15 protein-coding genes and 1 tRNA gene are annotated in these 17,807 nt (G+C 39.5%); 3 read left to right on the forward strand and 13 right to left on the reverse strand.

The window, feature by feature from the left end; genetic code table 11:
• Window positions 1-21 precede the first annotated feature (21 nt).
• From infB to CWC16_RS12100, 4 genes are all read right to left on the reverse strand, one after another.
• Entirely contained in the window at window positions 22-2,679 is a 2,658-nt protein-coding gene (infB, locus tag CWC16_RS12085) for a translation initiation factor IF-2 (protein WP_055013989.1), read from the reverse strand.
• Between the two features lie 25 nt (window positions 2,680-2,704).
• Window positions 2,705-4,204 (reverse strand): transcription termination factor NusA, encoded by a 1,500-nt coding sequence (nusA, locus tag CWC16_RS12090; protein ID WP_138541708.1) that lies wholly within the window; start codon window positions 4,202-4,204, stop codon window positions 2,705-2,707.
• A gap of 38 nt (window positions 4,205-4,242) precedes the next feature.
• On the reverse strand, window positions 4,243-4,698 hold the full coding sequence (gene rimP / locus CWC16_RS12095) for a ribosome maturation factor RimP (protein ID WP_004585883.1): 456 nt from the start codon (window positions 4,696-4,698) through the stop codon (window positions 4,243-4,245).
• Between the two features lie 281 nt (window positions 4,699-4,979).
• Window positions 4,980-5,056, reverse strand: a tRNA-Met gene (locus tag CWC16_RS12100).
• Between the two features lie 376 nt (window positions 5,057-5,432).
• Here CWC16_RS12100 and CWC16_RS12105 point away from each other — a divergent pair.
• Window positions 5,433-5,894, forward strand: a complete 462-nt coding sequence (locus tag CWC16_RS12105) for a globin (RefSeq protein WP_055013991.1) — start codon at window positions 5,433-5,435, stop codon at window positions 5,892-5,894.
• Window positions 5,895-5,977: 83 nt separating this feature from the next.
• Window positions 5,978-7,534 (forward strand): cryptochrome/photolyase family protein, encoded by a 1,557-nt coding sequence (locus CWC16_RS12110; protein WP_138541709.1) that lies wholly within the window; start codon window positions 5,978-5,980, stop codon window positions 7,532-7,534.
• A gap of 59 nt (window positions 7,535-7,593) precedes the next feature.
• Here CWC16_RS12110 and CWC16_RS12115 read toward each other — a convergent pair whose 3' ends face one another.
• From CWC16_RS12115 to CWC16_RS12155, 9 genes are all read right to left on the reverse strand, one after another.
• Complete coding sequence (locus tag CWC16_RS12115) at window positions 7,594-8,040, reverse strand: Hsp20 family protein (RefSeq protein WP_055013993.1); 447 nt, start codon at window positions 8,038-8,040, stop codon at window positions 7,594-7,596.
• A gap of 244 nt (window positions 8,041-8,284) precedes the next feature.
• On the reverse strand, window positions 8,285-8,815 hold the full coding sequence (locus tag CWC16_RS12120; protein ID WP_138541710.1) for a peroxiredoxin-like family protein: 531 nt from the start codon (window positions 8,813-8,815) through the stop codon (window positions 8,285-8,287).
• A gap of 170 nt (window positions 8,816-8,985) precedes the next feature.
• The gene (locus tag CWC16_RS12125; protein WP_055013995.1) at window positions 8,986-10,380 is read right to left on the reverse strand and encodes a sigma-54-dependent transcriptional regulator; all 1,395 of its coding nucleotides are present in this window, start codon (window positions 10,378-10,380) and stop codon (window positions 8,986-8,988) included.
• An 11-nt stretch (window positions 10,381-10,391) separates the two neighbouring features.
• Window positions 10,392-10,763, reverse strand: a complete 372-nt coding sequence (locus tag CWC16_RS12130) for an Hpt domain-containing protein (protein ID WP_055013996.1) — start codon at window positions 10,761-10,763, stop codon at window positions 10,392-10,394.
• A 100-nt stretch (window positions 10,764-10,863) separates the two neighbouring features.
• Window positions 10,864-11,679 carry a putative bifunctional diguanylate cyclase/phosphodiesterase gene (locus tag CWC16_RS12135; RefSeq protein WP_249929243.1) on the reverse strand — a complete coding sequence of 272 codons (816 nt, stop codon included), beginning with the start codon at window positions 11,677-11,679 and terminating at the stop codon, window positions 10,864-10,866.
• A 289-nt stretch (window positions 11,680-11,968) separates the two neighbouring features.
• Entirely contained in the window at window positions 11,969-12,259 is a 291-nt protein-coding gene (locus tag CWC16_RS12140) for a hypothetical protein (protein WP_055013997.1), read from the reverse strand.
• Window positions 12,260-12,739: 480 nt separating this feature from the next.
• Window positions 12,740-15,544: a PAS domain-containing hybrid sensor histidine kinase/response regulator gene (locus CWC16_RS12145; protein WP_171037654.1), complete on the reverse strand. Its 2,805-nt coding sequence runs from the start codon at window positions 15,542-15,544 to the stop codon at window positions 12,740-12,742.
• A 7-nt stretch (window positions 15,545-15,551) separates the two neighbouring features.
• Window positions 15,552-16,148, reverse strand: a complete 597-nt coding sequence (locus CWC16_RS12150) for a cysteine hydrolase family protein (protein WP_138541712.1) — start codon at window positions 16,146-16,148, stop codon at window positions 15,552-15,554.
• A gap of 21 nt (window positions 16,149-16,169) precedes the next feature.
• Window positions 16,170-17,198 carry a response regulator gene (locus tag CWC16_RS12155; protein ID WP_138541713.1) on the reverse strand — a complete coding sequence of 343 codons (1,029 nt, stop codon included), beginning with the start codon at window positions 17,196-17,198 and terminating at the stop codon, window positions 16,170-16,172.
• A gap of 262 nt (window positions 17,199-17,460) precedes the next feature.
• Between CWC16_RS12155 and CWC16_RS12160 the strand changes: the two genes are divergently transcribed.
• Complete coding sequence (locus CWC16_RS12160) at window positions 17,461-17,724, forward strand: GrxA family glutaredoxin (protein ID WP_004587283.1); 264 nt, start codon at window positions 17,461-17,463, stop codon at window positions 17,722-17,724.
• Window positions 17,725-17,807 lie beyond the last annotated feature (83 nt).

A 17,807-nucleotide genomic window follows, 5' to 3' on the forward strand; every position in this document is an offset into this window, starting at 1 on the left:
ACAATCTTAGCTTACGAGCAATTAAAGTGTACGTTGTACTTCAACTGTCTCAAATACTTCGATTTGGTCACCAACGCGCACGTCATTGTAGTTCTTAACACCGATACCACATTCCATGCCGTTACGTACTTCTTGAACGTCATCTTTAAAGCGACGTAGTGACTCAAGCTCACCTTCGTAAATAACCACGTTATCACGTAATACACGAATTGGTGCGCTGCGTTTAATAGTACCTTCAGTCACCATACAACCAGCAATTGCGCCAATTTTTGGAGACTTAAATACGTCACGCACTTCAGCAAGACCGATAATCTCTTGCTTAAACTCAGGCGCAAGCATACCCGACATGGCCTGCTTAACTTCTTCAATTAAGCTGTAGATAACACTGTAGTAACGTAAGTCTAAGTTTTCAGTATCAATCACTTTACGTGCAGATGCGTCAGCACGCACGTTGAAGCCAACTACGATTGCGTTAGATGCAGCAGCAAGTGTTGCATCAGTTTCAGTGATACCACCTACGCCAGAACCAACAATCTTCACTTTTACTTCATCAGTAGAAAGCTTAGTTAGTGAGTCTGAAATCGCTTCGATTGAACCTTGAACGTCTGCTTTAAGTACCACGTTAACTTCAGATACATCGCCTTCAGCCATGTTAGTAAACATGTTTTCAAGCTTAGCTTTTTGCTGACGAGCAAGTTTAACGTCGCGGAATTTACCTTGACGGTATAAAGCAACTTCACGCGCTTTACGCTCATCTTTAACAACAGTCGCTTCATCACCTGCTGCCGGAATACCTGATAGACCTAGAATCTCTACAGGAATAGAAGGACCCGCTGATTTAATGTCTTTACCGTTTTCGTCTTTCATTGCACGAACACGGCCGTATTCAAGGCCACACAGTACGATATCACCTTGGTTAAGGGTACCGGATTGAACTAAGATAGAAGCAACTGGGCCGCGTCCTTTATCAAGACGAGATTCAATTACAACACCTGCTGCCATGCCTTCTGATGGAGCGCGAAGCTCTAAAAGCTCAGATTGCATAAGAACAGCTTCTAGTAAGTCATCAATACCTAAGCCTGTTTTAGCTGAGATATGAACGTACTGCGTATCACCGCCCCAATCTTCAGGAATAACGTCTAGCTGAGCTAGTTCGTTTTTAACGCGATCTGGGTCTGCGCCTTCTTTATCCATTTTGTTTACAGCAATGATTAAAGGAACGCCAGCTGCGCGAGCATGCTGTACCGCTTCTTTAGTCTGTGGCATTACACCATCGTCTGCTGCAACCACTAGGATTACAATATCTGTTGCTTTAGCACCACGTGCACGCATTGATGTAAACGCGGCGTGACCTGGTGTATCTAAGAAAGTGATCATGTTGCCGTTAGTTTCAACGTGGTATGCACCAATGTGCTGTGTAATACCACCGGCTTCGCCTGATGCAACTTTAGCAGAACGAATGTAATCAAGCGTTGATGTTTTACCGTGGTCAACGTGACCCATTACAGTTACTACTGGTGCACGCGGCTCAGACTTACCATCTTCATGGCGGTCATTTAGTACTGTTTGCTCTAATTCGTTTTCTTTAACAATGATAACTTTGTGGCCCATTTCTTCAGCAACAAGTTGTGCTGTTTCTTGGTCAATTACCTGGTTAATGGTAACCATGTCACCCATTTTCATCATTGTTTTAACAACTTCAGCGCCTTTAACTGCCATGCGTGATGCAAGCTCTGCAACTGTAATTGTTTCGCTAATACGCACTTCGTTTTTAACATCTGCTGTTGGTTTTTGGAAACCGTGTTGTAACGATGTAGGTGCTTTTAGCTTACCTTTACGGCCTTTACCACCTGCAAATTTATCTTTTGCTGGGGCTTTTTTCTTTTTCTTAGCACGGCGTGCGCCTTGCTCATCACGTGCATCGGCAACATCTTCTGCCTCACGTGCGTAAGTAGAAGTCGTAAGATGGTGATCCGCTGTTTCTTCGCGTTTCTTACGTTCTTCTTCCTCTTTCTTCCAGCGAGCTTCATTCTCTTCAGCTAGCTTTCTTGCCTCTTCTGCTTGACGTTTCGCTTCTTCTTCAGCTTTCTTCAATGCGGCCTCTTCTGCTTCTTTTTGCAGACGCTCAGCTTCGATGCGATCTTTCTCAGACTTAGCACTTTGCTCTGGGGTCATCTGCTGTTGTTTAGCCTTACGCTCTGCTTCTGCTTTGCGCTTAGCTTCTTCTTTGGCTTTACGATCAGCTTCTTCTTTTGCTTTACGTTCTGCCTCTTGTTTCGCTTTTAATTCTGCGGCTTCTTGTGCAGCTTTTTGCTGCTCTTCGATACGCGCTTTTTCTTCAGCGGCTAGACGCTGCTGCTCTTGTTCTTGCTCAATTGCGCTTTTTTTCACGTAAGTACGTGTTTTGCGAACTTCAACTTGAACAGCCTTTGCTTTACCCGTAGAACCAGTCACACTTAATGTGCTTTTGCTCTTACGCTGTAAAGTCATGCGTGCTGGGCCTTCTGAACCAGTACCACCGTGCGATTTGCTTAAGTGATCTAGTAGCTGTGCTTTTTCAGCCTCAGTTACATTATCACCCGCTTTTTTAGTGATACCCGCTTGTGAAAATTGCTGAAGCAATTTATCAACAGTTGTACCTATATCGCCGGCTAGTTTTTCAACATTTACTTCTGCCATAGTGTGTAATACCTCCGTTAATAAATTACTCGTCTGCGAACCAACAAATATTACGTGCAGCCATAATTAGCTCACCTGCTTTTTCAGGTAAAAGCTCTGTAATATCTACTAATTCATCAATACCTTGCTCAGCTAAGTCTTCAAGTGTTACTACACCTTTGCTTGCCATAACAAATGCTAGATGGCGTTCTAAACCCTCAAGCGCAAGTAAGTCTTCAGCCGGTTCTACACCTTCTAAGCTTTCTTCCGTTTTAAGTGCTTTAGTTGTTAATGCATCTTTAGCGCGTGAACGCAGCACATCAACTGTTTCTTCATCTAAGCCGTCGATTTCTAAAAACTCTGAAGCAGGCACATAGGCTACTTCTTCAAGTGTTGAGAAACCTTCGTTAATAAGTAATGATGCAAATTCATCATCAATATCTAAATTTTCAGTAAATAAGTTGATTAACTTATCTGACTCGGCTTCATTTTTAGCGCGCATGTCATCAACCGTCATTACGTTTAGTTCCCAACCAGTTAATTGGCTAGCTAAACGAACATTTTGACCATTACGACCAATTGCTTGTGCTAGGTTATCGGCTTCTACTGCGATATCCATTGAGTGAGTATCTTCATCCATTACGATTGAAGCCACTTCTGCTGGTGCCATTGCATTAATTACAAATTGTGCCGGGTTGTCATCGTAAAGTACGATATCAACACGCTCGCCACCAAGTTCTGATGATACAGCTTGAACACGGGCACCACGCATACCAACACACGCACCTACTGGGTCAATACGCTTGTCATTTGATTTAACGGCAATTTTAGCGCGTGAACCCGGATCGCGTGCTGCAGCACGAAGCTCAATCATTTCTTCGCCAATCTCTGGCACCTCAATGCGGAATAATTCCATCAGCATTTCTGGTTTTGAACGCGTTACGAATAACTGTGCGCCGCGTGCTTCAGGTTTAACTTCGTATAGAAGACCACGGATACGATCTCCTGGACGGAAGTTTTCACGTGGCAGCATATCGTCACGGTAAATAACTGCTTCGGCGTTGTTACCTAAATCAAGTACGATTGCATCACGTGTTGCTTTTTTAACGACACCTGTTACTAGCTCGCCTTCTTGATCTTTATACGCTTCTACAACTAAAGCGCGCTCAGCTTCACGTACTTTTTGTACGATAACTTGCTTTGCCATTTGTGTAGTTATGCGGTCGAATTTGATAGATTCAATCTGTTCTTCAACATAATCACCCAGTTGCAAGTCAGGTTCTTCAACCTGAGCTGCTTCTAATGTGATTTCGCTGTAAGGGTTTTCTAATGAACCATCTTCTTGAATTTCTGCAATCTTCCAACGACGGAATGTATCGTAATCGCCAGTTTTGCGGTCGATAGATACGCGCACTTCAATTTCGCCATCGTGTTTTTTCTTTGTCGCTGTTGCTAGAGCGAACTCTAACGCTTCAAAAATCTTTTCTTTTGGAACCGCTTTCTCATTGGAAACGGCTTCAGCAACTAATAATATCTCTTTTGCCATGGGTAATGCCTCGCTTGCCCTATTCCTTCGCACTCGAATTAAAACTTTGCGATGATGTTCGCACGTTCGATATTGCTAAGCATGATTAAGTGCTCTTCGCCATCGCTTTTAAGTGTGATCATATCACTGCTAACTGCTACTAAGTCGCCTTTAAAATTACGGCGACCATCTTGTGGAAGCTTAGTACGCACGCGTACTTCCTCTCCTTGCGCCTTCTCGTAGTGATCTTGTTTGAATAATGGACGATCAACACCAGGAGACGATACTTCCAAATCATATTCGTTTGTAATTGGGTCTTCGACGTCTAAAATCGCACTAATTTGGCGACTCGCATCCGCACAATTATCAACAGATATCCCATCCTCATGGTCAATATAAACCCTTAAGGTAGAATGGCGGCCTGCTTGTACAAACTCAAGACCATGTAATTCAAAGCCTAACATTTCTACTGCAGGCGTTAGCATGGTTAATAAATCTTGCTCAAGTTTTGTCACGAAAATCCTCCATACAAACAAAAAAAGGGCTTATAGCCCTAAAATACTGAGTTTAAGTTTTGATTTAATGACAAGACAAAAAATCAATGGTGCAGATACAACAACGCCCCGAACCAAGCGGGGCGTCACACCAATAAAGCATAAAACTGTGTGGCCTTTGGCCAAGCTTGGCTGCGGGTCATTTTACTGACCTAATTAAACTACATTAGCTTAAACGCAAAACGCGCATTACTTAGAATGCGCGATACAGAATTAGTAAGGTTATACCTAACTATAAAAATTGGTTGCGGGAGCCGGATTTGAACCGACGACCTTCGGGTTATGAGCCCGACGAGCTACCAGGCTGCTCCATCCCGCGCCAATAGATATCAAACCTAAAATTCAATATCGCTGTTAGTGGTTAATCAACCGCTAAACAATGGCGGCTATTATAAGGATATACGGGGTAATTAGCAACCATAATAACTAATAAGTTTGATAAAATCAGTGACCCCCCATTTTAAGCTTCGCTAGTATGTATTATGATTATACAGACATTAAAATGGTAATTGTAGCGTCACTAACATCTACGTAAAAAGCCGTATATTCATAAATAAAATGTCTAAAATTCATAAAAATGATACAAATTTATGCTTTTTACGTTTAGATTACGTGCGATATGTGAGCGACGCACTATACTAAAAGCTCTCCGATGTGGATAAAAATAAAAATTACAAAATTTAATGAGATTGCTAATGAATACTTATCAGCCACAATTAATTAAAAGTTTGCATATAGTTAAGCCAAACTTTCACGCGTTTACAGCACGCTTTCATGCCAAGCTTGAAGAGTCAAATATTACAATGCAATACCCAAGTGCGGCCTACTTTAACGAAAAAAGTTATATACTGTATTGCGTTTTAGAACGCATAGTTAGGCATTTGAATAACCCATCATCTGTTGCCCCCTTTTTAGCCTTTCACTTGCAATATTTAAAAAAGAGGAATGTTACGCCAAGGGAAATATCACTACTTTGTGACGCCTTTTACGACACACTAAGCGAGCACCTAGGACGTTTTTTTACAGCACAAACGCAAGTTGCTTGGCAAAAAGCGCTTCGTTATTTTGAAAGCTTTGCTAATACAACATTGTTTAATAAAACAAATGTTATTTCGCTAGAACAAAAAATATCTCAACTTCGCGCAAATAAGGTTTAAAAGACTCACTGATTTTTTGGTTATGAGCAGACTTCCTAGATCTGTGTTGTCGATTTTTACGTACAACTAAATTTAGGTGGTTTATGTCTCGTTTTAAGGTTTTGCGCCTGATATTAGGTGATCAACTAAATGCTTCACATTCGTGGTTTAAAGAAAAAAGCCCTGATACGCTTTATTTAATCGCCGAGTTAAATCAAGAAACCTGCTATGTTAAGCACCATGTGCAAAAGTTATGTGCTTTTTTTTATGCGATGGAGCGTTTTGCTACGGCTTTACAAAGCGCCAATTACAGCACACTTCACCTTACCCTTGATGATACCCACCAAGACAAAACCTTACCCGACTTGATTACGCGAATAGCTAAACAGTACCAATGTAGTGAAATACATTATCAATACCCTGATGAATACAGGCTCAAAGCACAGCTGAGCAAGTTTAAGAAAGAATCACCTTTTACCGTTAAAGCCTATGACACTGAACATTTTTTGCTGCCATTTGAACGTATTAACGAACGATTTGAAAAAAACAAACATGTGACTATGGAGCACTTTTACCGTGCTATGCGCAAACAATACAATATTCTTATGAATGGGAGTAGCCCACAAGGAGGACAATGGAACTTTGATAGTAAAAACAGAAATAAATTTAAAAAAGCAGATTTAAACGCTATTCCCCCGCCAAAAATATTTGATAACGATGTTAGCAATATCATTAGCAGACTTAAAAAACATAACGTAAATTACTTTGGTCAAATAAACCCCAAGCAGCTCCCGTGGCCGCTTACTCGCAACCAAGCAAAAACCTGTTTAGAGTATTTTTGCACTCACCTATTAAAAAACTTTGGCCAGTTTCAAGATGCAATGACCGATCAAGTCGCCAATAACGCAAGCTTGTACCATAGCCGTTTATCGTTTGCTTTGAATGCAAAACTAATCCACCCGCTGTACGTTATAAAGCGTGTAATTGACGAATATAATGCTCACCCTGATAAAATTTCGATTTCTCAAGTAGAGGGCTTTGTTAGGCAAATCCTAGGTTGGCGTGAGTACGTCCGCTGCATATATTGGGTAAACATGCCCGACTATGCACAAAAAAATCAATTACAGGCAAAGCAGTCGTTACCGAATTACTTTTGGGATGGTGATTTAAAAATGAATTGTTTAAGTCATGCTTTAACTCAGAGCTTAGACACCGCCTACGCTCACCATATTCAACGGTTAATGATCATTGGTAATTTTTGCTTATTAACGGGCGTTGACCCTAATGAGGTCGACCAGTGGTATTTGGGGGTTTATATTGATGCCATTGAATGGGTTGAAATGCCTAACACCCGTGGTATGAGCCAATTTGCAGATGAGGGTATTATTGCCACTAAACCCTATGCAGCCAGTGGTAATTACATTAATAAAATGAGTGATTACTGCAAAAACTGTCACTACGATGTTAAACAAAAAGTAGGTGATAAGGCGTGCCCTTACAATAGCTTATATTGGCAATTTATGGACAAACACCGCGCACTACTTGAAAAAAATCCACGCATCGGCATGGTATATAGAAACTGGGATAAACAAGCGCCTGAGCTCCAACAACAGACCTTAGACCAAGCGAATTATTATTTAACGCGCATAAACGAGTTATAGAAAACAAAAAAGCCGCCTAAGCTTAGGCGGCTACAATCAAAAAATATATAAACTAGCGATTACTTACCTTCAATTAGGTTGCTAGCGCCAATTTCAATTTTGCGAGGTTTAAGTGCTTCCGGAATTTCGCGCTCTAGGTCTATGCTGAGCAGACCGTTAGCTAAATCGGCACCAAGTACCTTTACATGATCCCCTAGTTGAAACTTACGCTCAAAGTTACGCTCTGCTATACCTTGATGAATAAACTTGCGTTCTGCATTTTCATCTTTATTTGGTTTAGTGCCTGCAACTTTTAAAGTGTTGTTCTCTGACTCAATGGTCAGTTCATTTTCACTAAAGCCAGCAACGGCCATAGTGATTCTGTATTTGTCTTTATCGAGCGCTTCAATGTTGTAAGGGGGAAAGCTAGGCTGCTTGTCTGTACGCGCTGCCGCATCCATTAAAGATGCTAAATGATCGAAGCCGATGAATGAACGATAAAGTGGTGATAAATCTACTGTACGCATAATAATATCCTCATATTTAAGCGATATAATGTTGTTACTTTTCGTTTGAACAAGTACAACATAATTAAATTAATAATATAAATTTCAATAACTTCTGTATTTTTGGGACCCATCAGGCGTCCTCACTAAACTATTTATGGGCAGTAAAATAGTTTTCAAGTAATTTTTATTAAAAAAGTGAAAAAAATAAAAAGGGCACAAAAATGTGCCCTCATCGTCTATTCAACAAATTTCTCAGTACACGTTACTTAATAAAAGTACCGCGAATTGGGTAGTCATTTTCGCGTGAAAATTTAATACCGCCTAACAACTGCTTAAGGCTTGGGCGAACAAATGGACTATTTGATTTATCAAGCATTTGCACTTGGTTGTCTTCGTTTAAAACAATAATGCAAGGCTCAGCAAAGGGGTGATCTGTTTCAGCATCACTACGCGGCTCACTAATGTATAAGCCTAAATCTGTCATTTGCTCCATGGTCAAATTGTAATAAAGGGGGTAATTTACATCTATTTTTTCAAGATGCTTTTTAAGCTGCTCTTCGCTATCGCCACTTACTGCTACAACTTCTACACCTGCGCTGGCAAAATCGTCATGCATTGTTGCAAGCTCGTTGAGCTGCTCGGTACATTTAGGGCAATGCTGGCCTCTGTACACCACTATCATTTTCCAAGGTTTGTCACTTACGCGGTCAACTAAATTCACGTCGTTGTTATCTAAATCGCTTACCACTAAAGGCTGCATTACACTTGCTGGCTGTAAATTAACGTTACTCATTGTGATCTCCTTTTACTATTAAACTTAGGGTGTAGTGATAGAGCTTAGGGTATCTTTGTTTATTTCAACCATGAAAATGTAACTGAGAACGAAATAACAGGCGACTCGCTTTTATTAAGTAGCATTAGGACAGTATAAACACCAAGCAGGTGTAAGTAAGAAACGTAAAGCTAACTCCAACCTTTTATTTTTCTGTAAATAGTCGAGGCGCTTACACCCAAATAGGCCGCAGCAAGTGGAATGTTATCATCGCATACCGCTATTGCCGACTCTATTGCTCTTTTTTCAACCTGCCAAAGGGGCTCTATGTCGTGCACGCCCATAAGTGAGTTAGTTTGTAATGGCTCTGAAGATTGGGATGGGCTAGTATTTTTGCTTGGAATAGCAGAATTAACACCGAATGAGCTTGGTAGCATATCTAGCTCAACAATTTCACCATCATTAATAACAACTATATTTTCTATAACATTTTGCAGCTCACGAATATTACCGGGCCAATCGTAGTTGCAAAAAAGATTTTCAACTTCTTTTGAAAAACGATGGAACAACTTAGCGTTACTTTCACTTTTTTGTTTTAAAATATGCTTTGCAAGCAACATAATATCGCCAGCTCGCTCACGCAGCGGTGGTAATTTTACAGGAATAACATTAAGTCTGTAGTATAAATCTTCCCTAAAACGCCCTTCAGCAACTTCAACTACGGGACTTCTATTTGTTGCACACACTAGCCTAACATTACTGTGTAAAACCTCGCTACTGCCTACTCGATTAAACGCGCCGGTTTGCAGAAAACGTAATAGTTTAGCTTGCAAATTAAGCTCCATTTCACACAACTCATCTAAAAATAAAGTGCCACCATTTGCCACTTCTACAGCGCCTTTTCTATCACTTAACGCGCCGCTAAAAGCCCCTTTTACATGACCAAAAAACTCGGATTCAAATAGCTCTCCAGGAATAGCAGCACAGTTAATGGCTATAAACGGCCCTTCACTTCTTGGACTCGTGTCGTGTAACGTTTGCGCGCACACCTCTTTCCCTGTACCACTTTCACCAGTAATAAAAACACATGCTTTACTTCGTGCTGCACTATCTAAAAGCCTAAACACTGTTTGCATTGCGAGTGACTCACCAATAAATGCTGAAGTGCTTGGTGCTTTTTGTTTTTGAACTTTAACAGCAGGAGTGGTTTTCTGTGAAAGCGCACTATCAACTGCGCTTACTAAGCGCTGCCCTGAAAACGGTTTCTCTAAAAAATCAAAGCCTCCTAAGCGCATTGCCTCAACAGCTACATCAATAGAGCTATTTGAGGTGATCATCACGACATTCGCTGGCTTTTCCTGTTTTTTTACAAACTGCAGCACCTCTAAACCACTAATATCGGGTAAACAAACGTCCTGCACAATAACGTCGGGCATCGTGTCTTTTATAGCAACCAAGGCTGAATAACCATCGGTAAAGTGCCGGCATTCATGGCCAGCCTGCTCTAGTTGGCTGGCGTATAGAGCCCCACTTGCAATACTATCTTCAACAATATAAATCAGTGCTTTTTCTTGAGGATCGTTCATAGCAGAACCTTTTAAGTAATATTTTGTGCAATAACTTGATATGCAGCATGGGTTTTTTCTAGATTATGTTGAACGATTTGGGCAGCATGGATATTTTCTTCAATGGTAACCGGTGGGTAATCATGTAACTGGCTAGCTAGGGCTGCCAAAGTTAAAGCACCGTAAAGCGCGGCAGAATTTTTAAGTACGTGCATTATATCTTTAATATTATCTTCATCTTGCTCATCAATAGCTTGTTTAAGTCGAAGTCGCATTTCCTCTAATTCAGTAATAAATAAATTTACCAGCCTTACTAAAGTGAGTGAGCCAACATCTTGCTCTAATTGCGCTAGCACATGTGCTTGAGTAATGGTGTTGTCTATATGTTCTTCTGGTATTGGCATATCAGGCCTTTATTTATTATTGTAATGTAATGCTTCACTAGGTTTATACTTTTAGAGTAAGTCGTTTTTCGCATTTTGCAAATTGAAACATTCAGTTAAGTTACATTTTTACCCAAGTCTCCGTATTATTAGCTAAACTACTTGGTCTTCCGAGTAAGTAACCTTGTGCTACATCACACCCTAGCTGCTCTAATATTTGTAATTGCTCGCGCTGTTCAATCCCCTCAGCAATGGTTTCAAGGCCTAACCTTTGCGCCATAGCGATAATTGCGCTGCACAACGTAAAATCCTCATTGTTAGTTGTAATACCGCTTATAAAACTACGGTCTATTTTTAGCCCATCAATATTAAACTGCCGTAAAAGCCCCAGCGAAGCATAGCCCGTACCAAAATCGTCTAGCCAAATTTTCACCCCTTCTTTGTGAAAATGCTCAAATGTTTTGGCTATACGCTGAGGACTTTTGATTAACGCTGTTTCTGTTAATTCTACTTTTATGGCCGCTGGATCTATCTGATATTTATCGAGTAAAGTCATTACTTTAGAGAACACATTCCCTTCAATAATTTGGATAGGTGAAATGTTTAGTGAAATAGTTATATCGTCCATACCTATCTTTCTCATTTCGCTTAAGTCACTCAGTGTTTGCTTAAAAATCCAATCCCCCAAATCTAAAATCATGCCTGATTGCTCCACATGCGGTATAAATTCGTCGGGGCCAACCGCACCATAGCGTGAAGATTCGCAACGTACTAAAGACTCAAAGCCAACTAGTTGACCACTAGTTAAAGACACAAGAGGCTGATAAACCATATTAAAGCAATGGTTTTTCATAGCATGCGTCATAATTTGCTCTAGTTCGTGCCAGCGTGCAATGTTGACCGTATTGGTAGGCTCTAAGCTTTTAAACGCATTCATAAATTTCTCCACAAATAAAGGCAAAACATAAACTTGTTATACATTAGCAATATACAGACCAAAAATACGTATAAAAGAATAAATAAAGTCTATACTTTCAATGAGTTAAATTCATCTATTTAGCTTGAAATCATCTGGAGGGATATTTGCATTTTGCAAATCACACTGACACGCAAGTTGAGGAAAAACACGTAAAAAAATGGCGTTTTGCGTTTATAGATCAGCATTAAATAAAAAGGCTGACCTAATTACTTAGAGTCAGCCAAAAATACTAAAGGGGAAGTATTGTTTAATTGTTTAAACCTTGCGAGCCTGATTGCTCAGCTTGCTCATTGATGTTTTGGGCGTAATTTAATGAAGCACTTTCAATAGTGGCATTGTCTAACTCACTATTACTAAATTTATTCGTAAACATCTCAGTATTGCCTTCGTTAACAGGCTCAATAGTAACTGTGCCTCTCAGTGCCGTTGCACCCACAATAACCGCTGCAACAATAATAATAGACAGCACCATTAACTCAGGAGTAAGAACAAAAGACATTTTTTTTGGTTGCTGTTTAACTTTAGTATTAGTTTGCATAATAGACACCTTAAAATCATATGACGATATAATAAATTTGTAACTGCGATTATTTCGCTTTACTTGATGTCTATGTAGCGAAAGCCATGCCACATTAAATTAAATGAGGATAAAAAATTTAAGTCTTTATAAATCAATAATTAAAATAATATGTTTAATAGAAGAAGATAAAAACTCGCTGAGTAACCAATTGCATTATGAAATTCAATTTCATTTTGATTTGCAAAATGCAAACCAATTTAAAAATAATTCAAAAGGAGCAGGTATGGATTAGTTTTATAATCAAAAGAAACTAGTATTAAGGTACCAATTAGTCGTTTAGTTAACAGCTTAAGGTTTAGTAAAATAAAAAAATTAATTCATAGTACATTTTAAAACACGTCTCTACCTTCAAAAAATCATTAACTTTAAATATCGATGTAAGGCCTTATTAGGTCATATTTAGCTTTCATTTAAGCTGTAATACAACGGTGTTACTTTTTACTTTAATAATGACCAAATTTCATTAATACGCTCTAGCTTAGAGTGTTTAACGTCATCAAGTTTTGGTAAGTATTGATTCAAAAGCAGATTAAGTTTTGTGCTAATTATTGGTTTTGCTAAATAGTCATTCATCCCTGCCTTAATAAAACGCTCTTTATCGCCATGAATAGCATTCGCTGTTAGCGCTATAATAGGCGTCACGATAGATAATTCTCTGATTTTTTTAGTCGCAGAAATACCGTCTAAAATTGGCATTTGTATGTCCATAAATATTAGATCTATTGTTTGAGTTTTAACTTTTTCAACTGCCTCTAGTCCGTTGCTAGCTATTTTTACTAAACACCCTTGCTGCTCTAAAAATTGCTGAATGACTATTTGATTATTTTTATTGTCTTCAACAACAAGTACATGTGTACCTTTAAATGGTTGAGCCTTTATTGTGTTTGTATTTTTCGAAATTTCTTTTTTATTAGTAAAAATAATATTAAGGTGAAAAAGCGCTTCCTCAAGTGCAACAATTGCTCTAGGGAGGTGAGAAGGTTTAAAAGGGCCATTTAATCTAAGCATGCCATCGCTTGGTGCCTCTTCCTTTTGGCTCTTACCTAATAAATCTATAAGTAATAGGCACGGCTCATTTAAACGTGGGTGATTTTTTAAAAATTGTTGCGCTGCCTCTAAATCACGCTTGTTAGTTGTAACAATAGCGTCAGGTGTTGCAATAGAGTTTAATTTCGATAGGTTTTGAACACGTGAGTAATCAATAGAGTGGCGGGTAAGCATATGCTCTATCGCTGTGTTTAGGGGGGAGTTTTTACTGAACACACAAACATTAGGTTTTTTCGCTCTCGCAGAAAACCCTTCCCTTTGCACTTGCCCGCTTGTGTCTATGAGTAACGGGTAAGTAACAATAAACTCACTCCCTACACCAAACTGGGAGTTGACAGTAATATCCCCCCCTGCAGCATCACATATTTGCTTACATATGGCTAACCCTAAACCACTACCGCCATATTCTCGTGTAATAGAATTATCAGATTGAATAAAGGGCTTAAACATACTGTCGAGTTTGTTTTGAGCAATCCCTATACCAGTGTCTTTGAAGCTAAGCTGCAACGTAAATTTATTGTTTTTAAATTCGGCACACTGAGCGGTGACGATGAGTGCCCCTTTTTGGGTAAACTTAATAGCATTCGAGAGTAAGTTTATAGCTATTTGTCTTATACGACCATGATCGCCAATCACCTGAACCGGAACATCTGGGTGCAGATCAAAAATGAGCTCAAGCCCTTTTTGTACAGCGCTTTCGCTCACTATATCAATAGCCTCTTCTAAACAAGTGTCGAGACTAAATGGCTGATTATCAATCGAAATTGCTTGTGCTTCAAAACGCGAGTATGTCAATACATCGTCTAATATACTTAATAACGCATCTGAGCTTGTTTTAATCATCTGAGTGTAACGTTTTTGCTCAGTCGTAAGCCCTGTGTCATGCAAAATATCAGCGCACCCAATCACCGCATTTAAAGGTGTACGTATTTCATGACTAATATTTGCCATAAATCGACTTTTAGACTCCGCCAACGACTCTGCCTGATGCTTAGCTTCTAAGAGTATTTGTTCAGCTATTACACGCTCTTGAATATCCACAACGGTAGCGGCTATAGACGTTAAGTGTGTACCGTTAAATGAAGTAATTGGTGTAAGGGTCATTTCAACCCAGTTTGGCTCGTTTAGTGCGTTAGTGAATCTAATATCCAAACGTTTTACTTCTCGGCTGCCATCTGTATAGCTGGCGAGAGCCGTATTTAACTTTTCAACATCCTCACACATTATAAAATTAGCAATGGGCAAACCAAGGTGTTTATTCATGTCAGTTTGAAAGAAATCTTGCCACGCTTTATTCATAAACAATAAACAGCCTTGCGCGTCTAACCGCAATACAATATCAGGGATATTATCGACCACAGAATGGTAGTTATATTCTATTTCGGCCATTGCTTGTTCAGCTTTTACACGCTGGGTAATGTTCGTTTCTATGGCTATAAAATGTTTAACTCTTCCATCGTCGTCTTTTACCGGAGTGGCATCAATAGCCACCCAGTATTCGTTTTGATACTTATCATAATTGACCGTTTCAATTTGAAATGGCTCGGCATTTTTTATCGCTTTAGCCATTAATTGGCGTGATTCTGAGCTGGTTTTTGGTCCTTGCAATAGCTTACCGGGGCTTAGCCCGATGACTTCCTCACATTTATAGCTGGTCAGTATTTCAAAGCTTTTATTAACCCATTCTATTTTACCGAAACGATCGGTAATTATGACTAAATTATTAGTGTGACTTGCCACTAAAGAGAGTCGCTTGGCATACACTTGTTGCTCAGTGAGCAGGTATTGGTAATCTTTGTGGCGTTGTATATCATGTAAAGAGCCAATAAAACCGCCGTTATCGTCACACGCTAAGCGCATTTCGAACCAATTACTTAGCCCATCATTGTTTCTAACCTGCAGCTCTATGCTGGCGCTAAATGACTCATCAAAAATAGACTCAATATATGCCGACAGCTTTAACGAGTCTTTGGTCTCTAACAGTGATGTGATTTTTTTACCTATGAGCATGGCCGGTGTAAACCCTAGCTTATTGAGCCACGCTTCGTTGACGTAACTAAAAACTAAATGCTTATCGCATTCAAATACACATTCATCAAGCAAAGCAAGTAGTTTAGTTTGCCTGCGAGTGTTTGATGAAAGTTGCTCAATTAACGCATAGTGGACTTGTACTTGTAGCTCATCTTTCTCTTCCATTTTCGCCTCATTCATTTACTAACTCGGCATGGCTGCACACCTTGGCATAGAGTGGAAAAACGTCTTCACAGTAAAATGTTTGCTCAAATGGCGTTCTGCTTGATGTGCAGTCATTAAGCACCGTTACGTTAAAACCCAGCTCCACAGCTGAACGTGCAGTTGAATCAATACAAATAGAAGTCACCGTGCCAGCCAAAACAATATCGGTTATTCCGTTTTTATTGAGTACATTCGCAAGCTCTGTATGAGTAAAGGCATTGAGCCCTCGTTTACCTGGAATTTGCACAATACGTTCGCCATATCTATCGAACTCTTTAATGCCTTGCGCCCCGTACGAGTTTGCTTTAAAAGCACCAACTTCGGCAATGACCTTTAAAATACCAATGGGGTTTTTAAGCTCGCTGTAATCTTGTGTAAAGTGAATGGGTGTACTAAGCACTAACGCGAATTTGTCTATGTATTTGTCTAACAGCGCTAAGGTGTTATTTACCACACCGGTTACCCGCGATGACTCTTCAACAACTTGATATAAAATGCCATCAGGTGAAAAATAGTCGTTTTGAAAGCCTATAAGTAGCAAAGCTGTTTTTGATAAATCGTTCATAGCGTTCTCCGAAATAGAGTTTTAGGCAGCTTGCCAAGGCTTTATAAACTCTTCTAATACCGCTTTTGTAACTGGTTTTTGAAGATAGTGAGTCGCCCCTTTTTCAAAAAGCTGCGCAATTTGCTGCTCTTCAGTAATGCCCGTTAAAATCACTTTTGGTGTATTGTCGTTTGGGGTATTTTGCTTAATGAGTTGCTGGGCTACATCACTGCCAAACATTCCCGGCATACGCTCATCTAACAGCAGTAAATCGAAAGGTTCTTGCTGGGCAATGAGTAAGGCACTTGAGCCATTTTCTGCGCACGTCACGGCGCACCCAAGCATTTCAAGCATAACTTTGGTAGCAACTTGACTTGGTAAGCTATCATCAGCAACCAGAACTGATAATTTATTGTGAGTATTAAGGTTATTTATCGCGTGCACTAAATCAGTATCAAAAAAAGGCCACGCTAATACCGGCTGTGACATAACCTGTTGGTCTTGTAACTCACTGAGCGCATCAAATGCACAAATTTTTATGCTTTGTGAATCGTCATTATTTAAAAGGTGGTTAGCGAGCGCTTCTGCAGGTAAGTGACGTGCATCTTCGACATTTAAAACATTATCGTTGCTGCCCTCGGCGAGTTTTAAACCAAAGTTTTGTGCATTTGAATTAACTAAGTAGTGAATGCTTTGGTGTAAATCTGGGTTACTATTTGATGTACCGACCCACTCCTTACCTGTATCAACAGATAATATTGGCTCACGGGTTGCTAGCAAACCATGAATGTCAATGGTGTGCATTTCAGGGTTAGAGTCTACCCAGTAATTTAAATTAACACCCTGTAAATTGGCCTCTACTGTTAGCACAAAATGGCTTTTAGCGGCTTTTAACGAAGGCAAAATAAACGCCTCACATTGTATAATCATCTGCTCAGGGGCAATCTGTAAACAAATATAATTACACTGTAATTTGTTGATGAGAGTAATTGGCACATTGGTGTTATTTGTTTTGCAAAAGCGTGCAATTACCCCTTGGATAATTTCTAGTACATGGCTGTTATTACTCATCATCATTCCTAACAGGTTGGCTATGCACTTAAATATCAATTTATATGCCACCTGCATGCCATTACTAATACGATGAATTTATTAGGTTTAAAAACTACTTAACTTAAAGGCAATCGAGTTTTTGCAAATTGCAATTCAAAATGCATGGCAAATGAAAAATTAAGCGACTTTACATAAAAACAGAACTTAACAATCGATTTTTTGCGCTTTAAATTATTTATTAATCGTTTAATATGAACCTAAATTTATTGAGGAGAGTATTATGCTTACTGTAATTTTTGGCCGCGAGGGCTGCCCTTTTTGTGTACGTGCTAAAGACGTAGCCGAGCAACTATCTAATGAGCGTGATGATTTTAAATTTCGTTATATCGATATCATCAAAGAAGGTATTAGCAAAGCTGATTTAGAAAAGTCTGCAGGTAAACCCTGTCCAACTGTGCCGCAAATTTTTGTAGATCAAACACACATTGGTGGATTTACTGAATTTGAAGCCTACGCTAAAGAAAACCTAGGGCTATACAAATAACCCTATGTATATAGCTTGTTAACCAGTTTAAAAAATCAAAAACTTAAACTGGTTAAATTTCGACCAACATCAATCACATACAA

Origin of the sequence: Pseudoalteromonas sp. S3776 (genome assembly GCF_005886915.1) — a bacterium.
Lineage (GTDB): Bacteria > Pseudomonadota > Gammaproteobacteria > Enterobacterales > Alteromonadaceae > Pseudoalteromonas.

Coding starts and splice junctions, on each gene's coding strand:
- infB (WP_055013989.1), bottom strand. CDS start 2,679: ATGGCAGAAGTAAATGTTGAAAAACTAGCCGGCGATATAGGTACAACT.
- nusA (WP_138541708.1), bottom strand. CDS start 4,204: ATGGCAAAAGAGATATTATTAGTTGCTGAAGCCGTTTCCAATGAGAAA.
- CWC16_RS12105 (WP_055013991.1), top strand. CDS start 5,433: ATGAATACTTATCAGCCACAATTAATTAAAAGTTTGCATATAGTTAAG.
- CWC16_RS12110 (WP_138541709.1), top strand. CDS start 5,978: ATGTCTCGTTTTAAGGTTTTGCGCCTGATATTAGGTGATCAACTAAAT.
- CWC16_RS12115 (WP_055013993.1), bottom strand. CDS start 8,040: ATGCGTACAGTAGATTTATCACCACTTTATCGTTCATTCATCGGCTTC.
- CWC16_RS12120 (WP_138541710.1), bottom strand. CDS start 8,815: ATGAGTAACGTTAATTTACAGCCAGCAAGTGTAATGCAGCCTTTAGTG.
- CWC16_RS12125 (WP_055013995.1), bottom strand. CDS start 10,380: ATGAACGATCCTCAAGAAAAAGCACTGATTTATATTGTTGAAGATAGT.
- CWC16_RS12130 (WP_055013996.1), bottom strand. CDS start 10,763: ATGCCAATACCAGAAGAACATATAGACAACACCATTACTCAAGCACAT.
- CWC16_RS12135 (WP_249929243.1), bottom strand. CDS start 11,679: ATGAATGCGTTTAAAAGCTTAGAGCCTACCAATACGGTCAACATTGCA.
- CWC16_RS12140 (WP_055013997.1), bottom strand. CDS start 12,259: ATGCAAACTAATACTAAAGTTAAACAGCAACCAAAAAAAATGTCTTTT.
- CWC16_RS12145 (WP_171037654.1), bottom strand. CDS start 15,544: ATGGAAGAGAAAGATGAGCTACAAGTACAAGTCCACTATGCGTTAATT.
- CWC16_RS12150 (WP_138541712.1), bottom strand. CDS start 16,148: ATGAACGATTTATCAAAAACAGCTTTGCTACTTATAGGCTTTCAAAAC.
- CWC16_RS12155 (WP_138541713.1), bottom strand. CDS start 17,198: ATGAGTAATAACAGCCATGTACTAGAAATTATCCAAGGGGTAATTGCA.
- CWC16_RS12160 (WP_004587283.1), top strand. CDS start 17,461: ATGCTTACTGTAATTTTTGGCCGCGAGGGCTGCCCTTTTTGTGTACGT.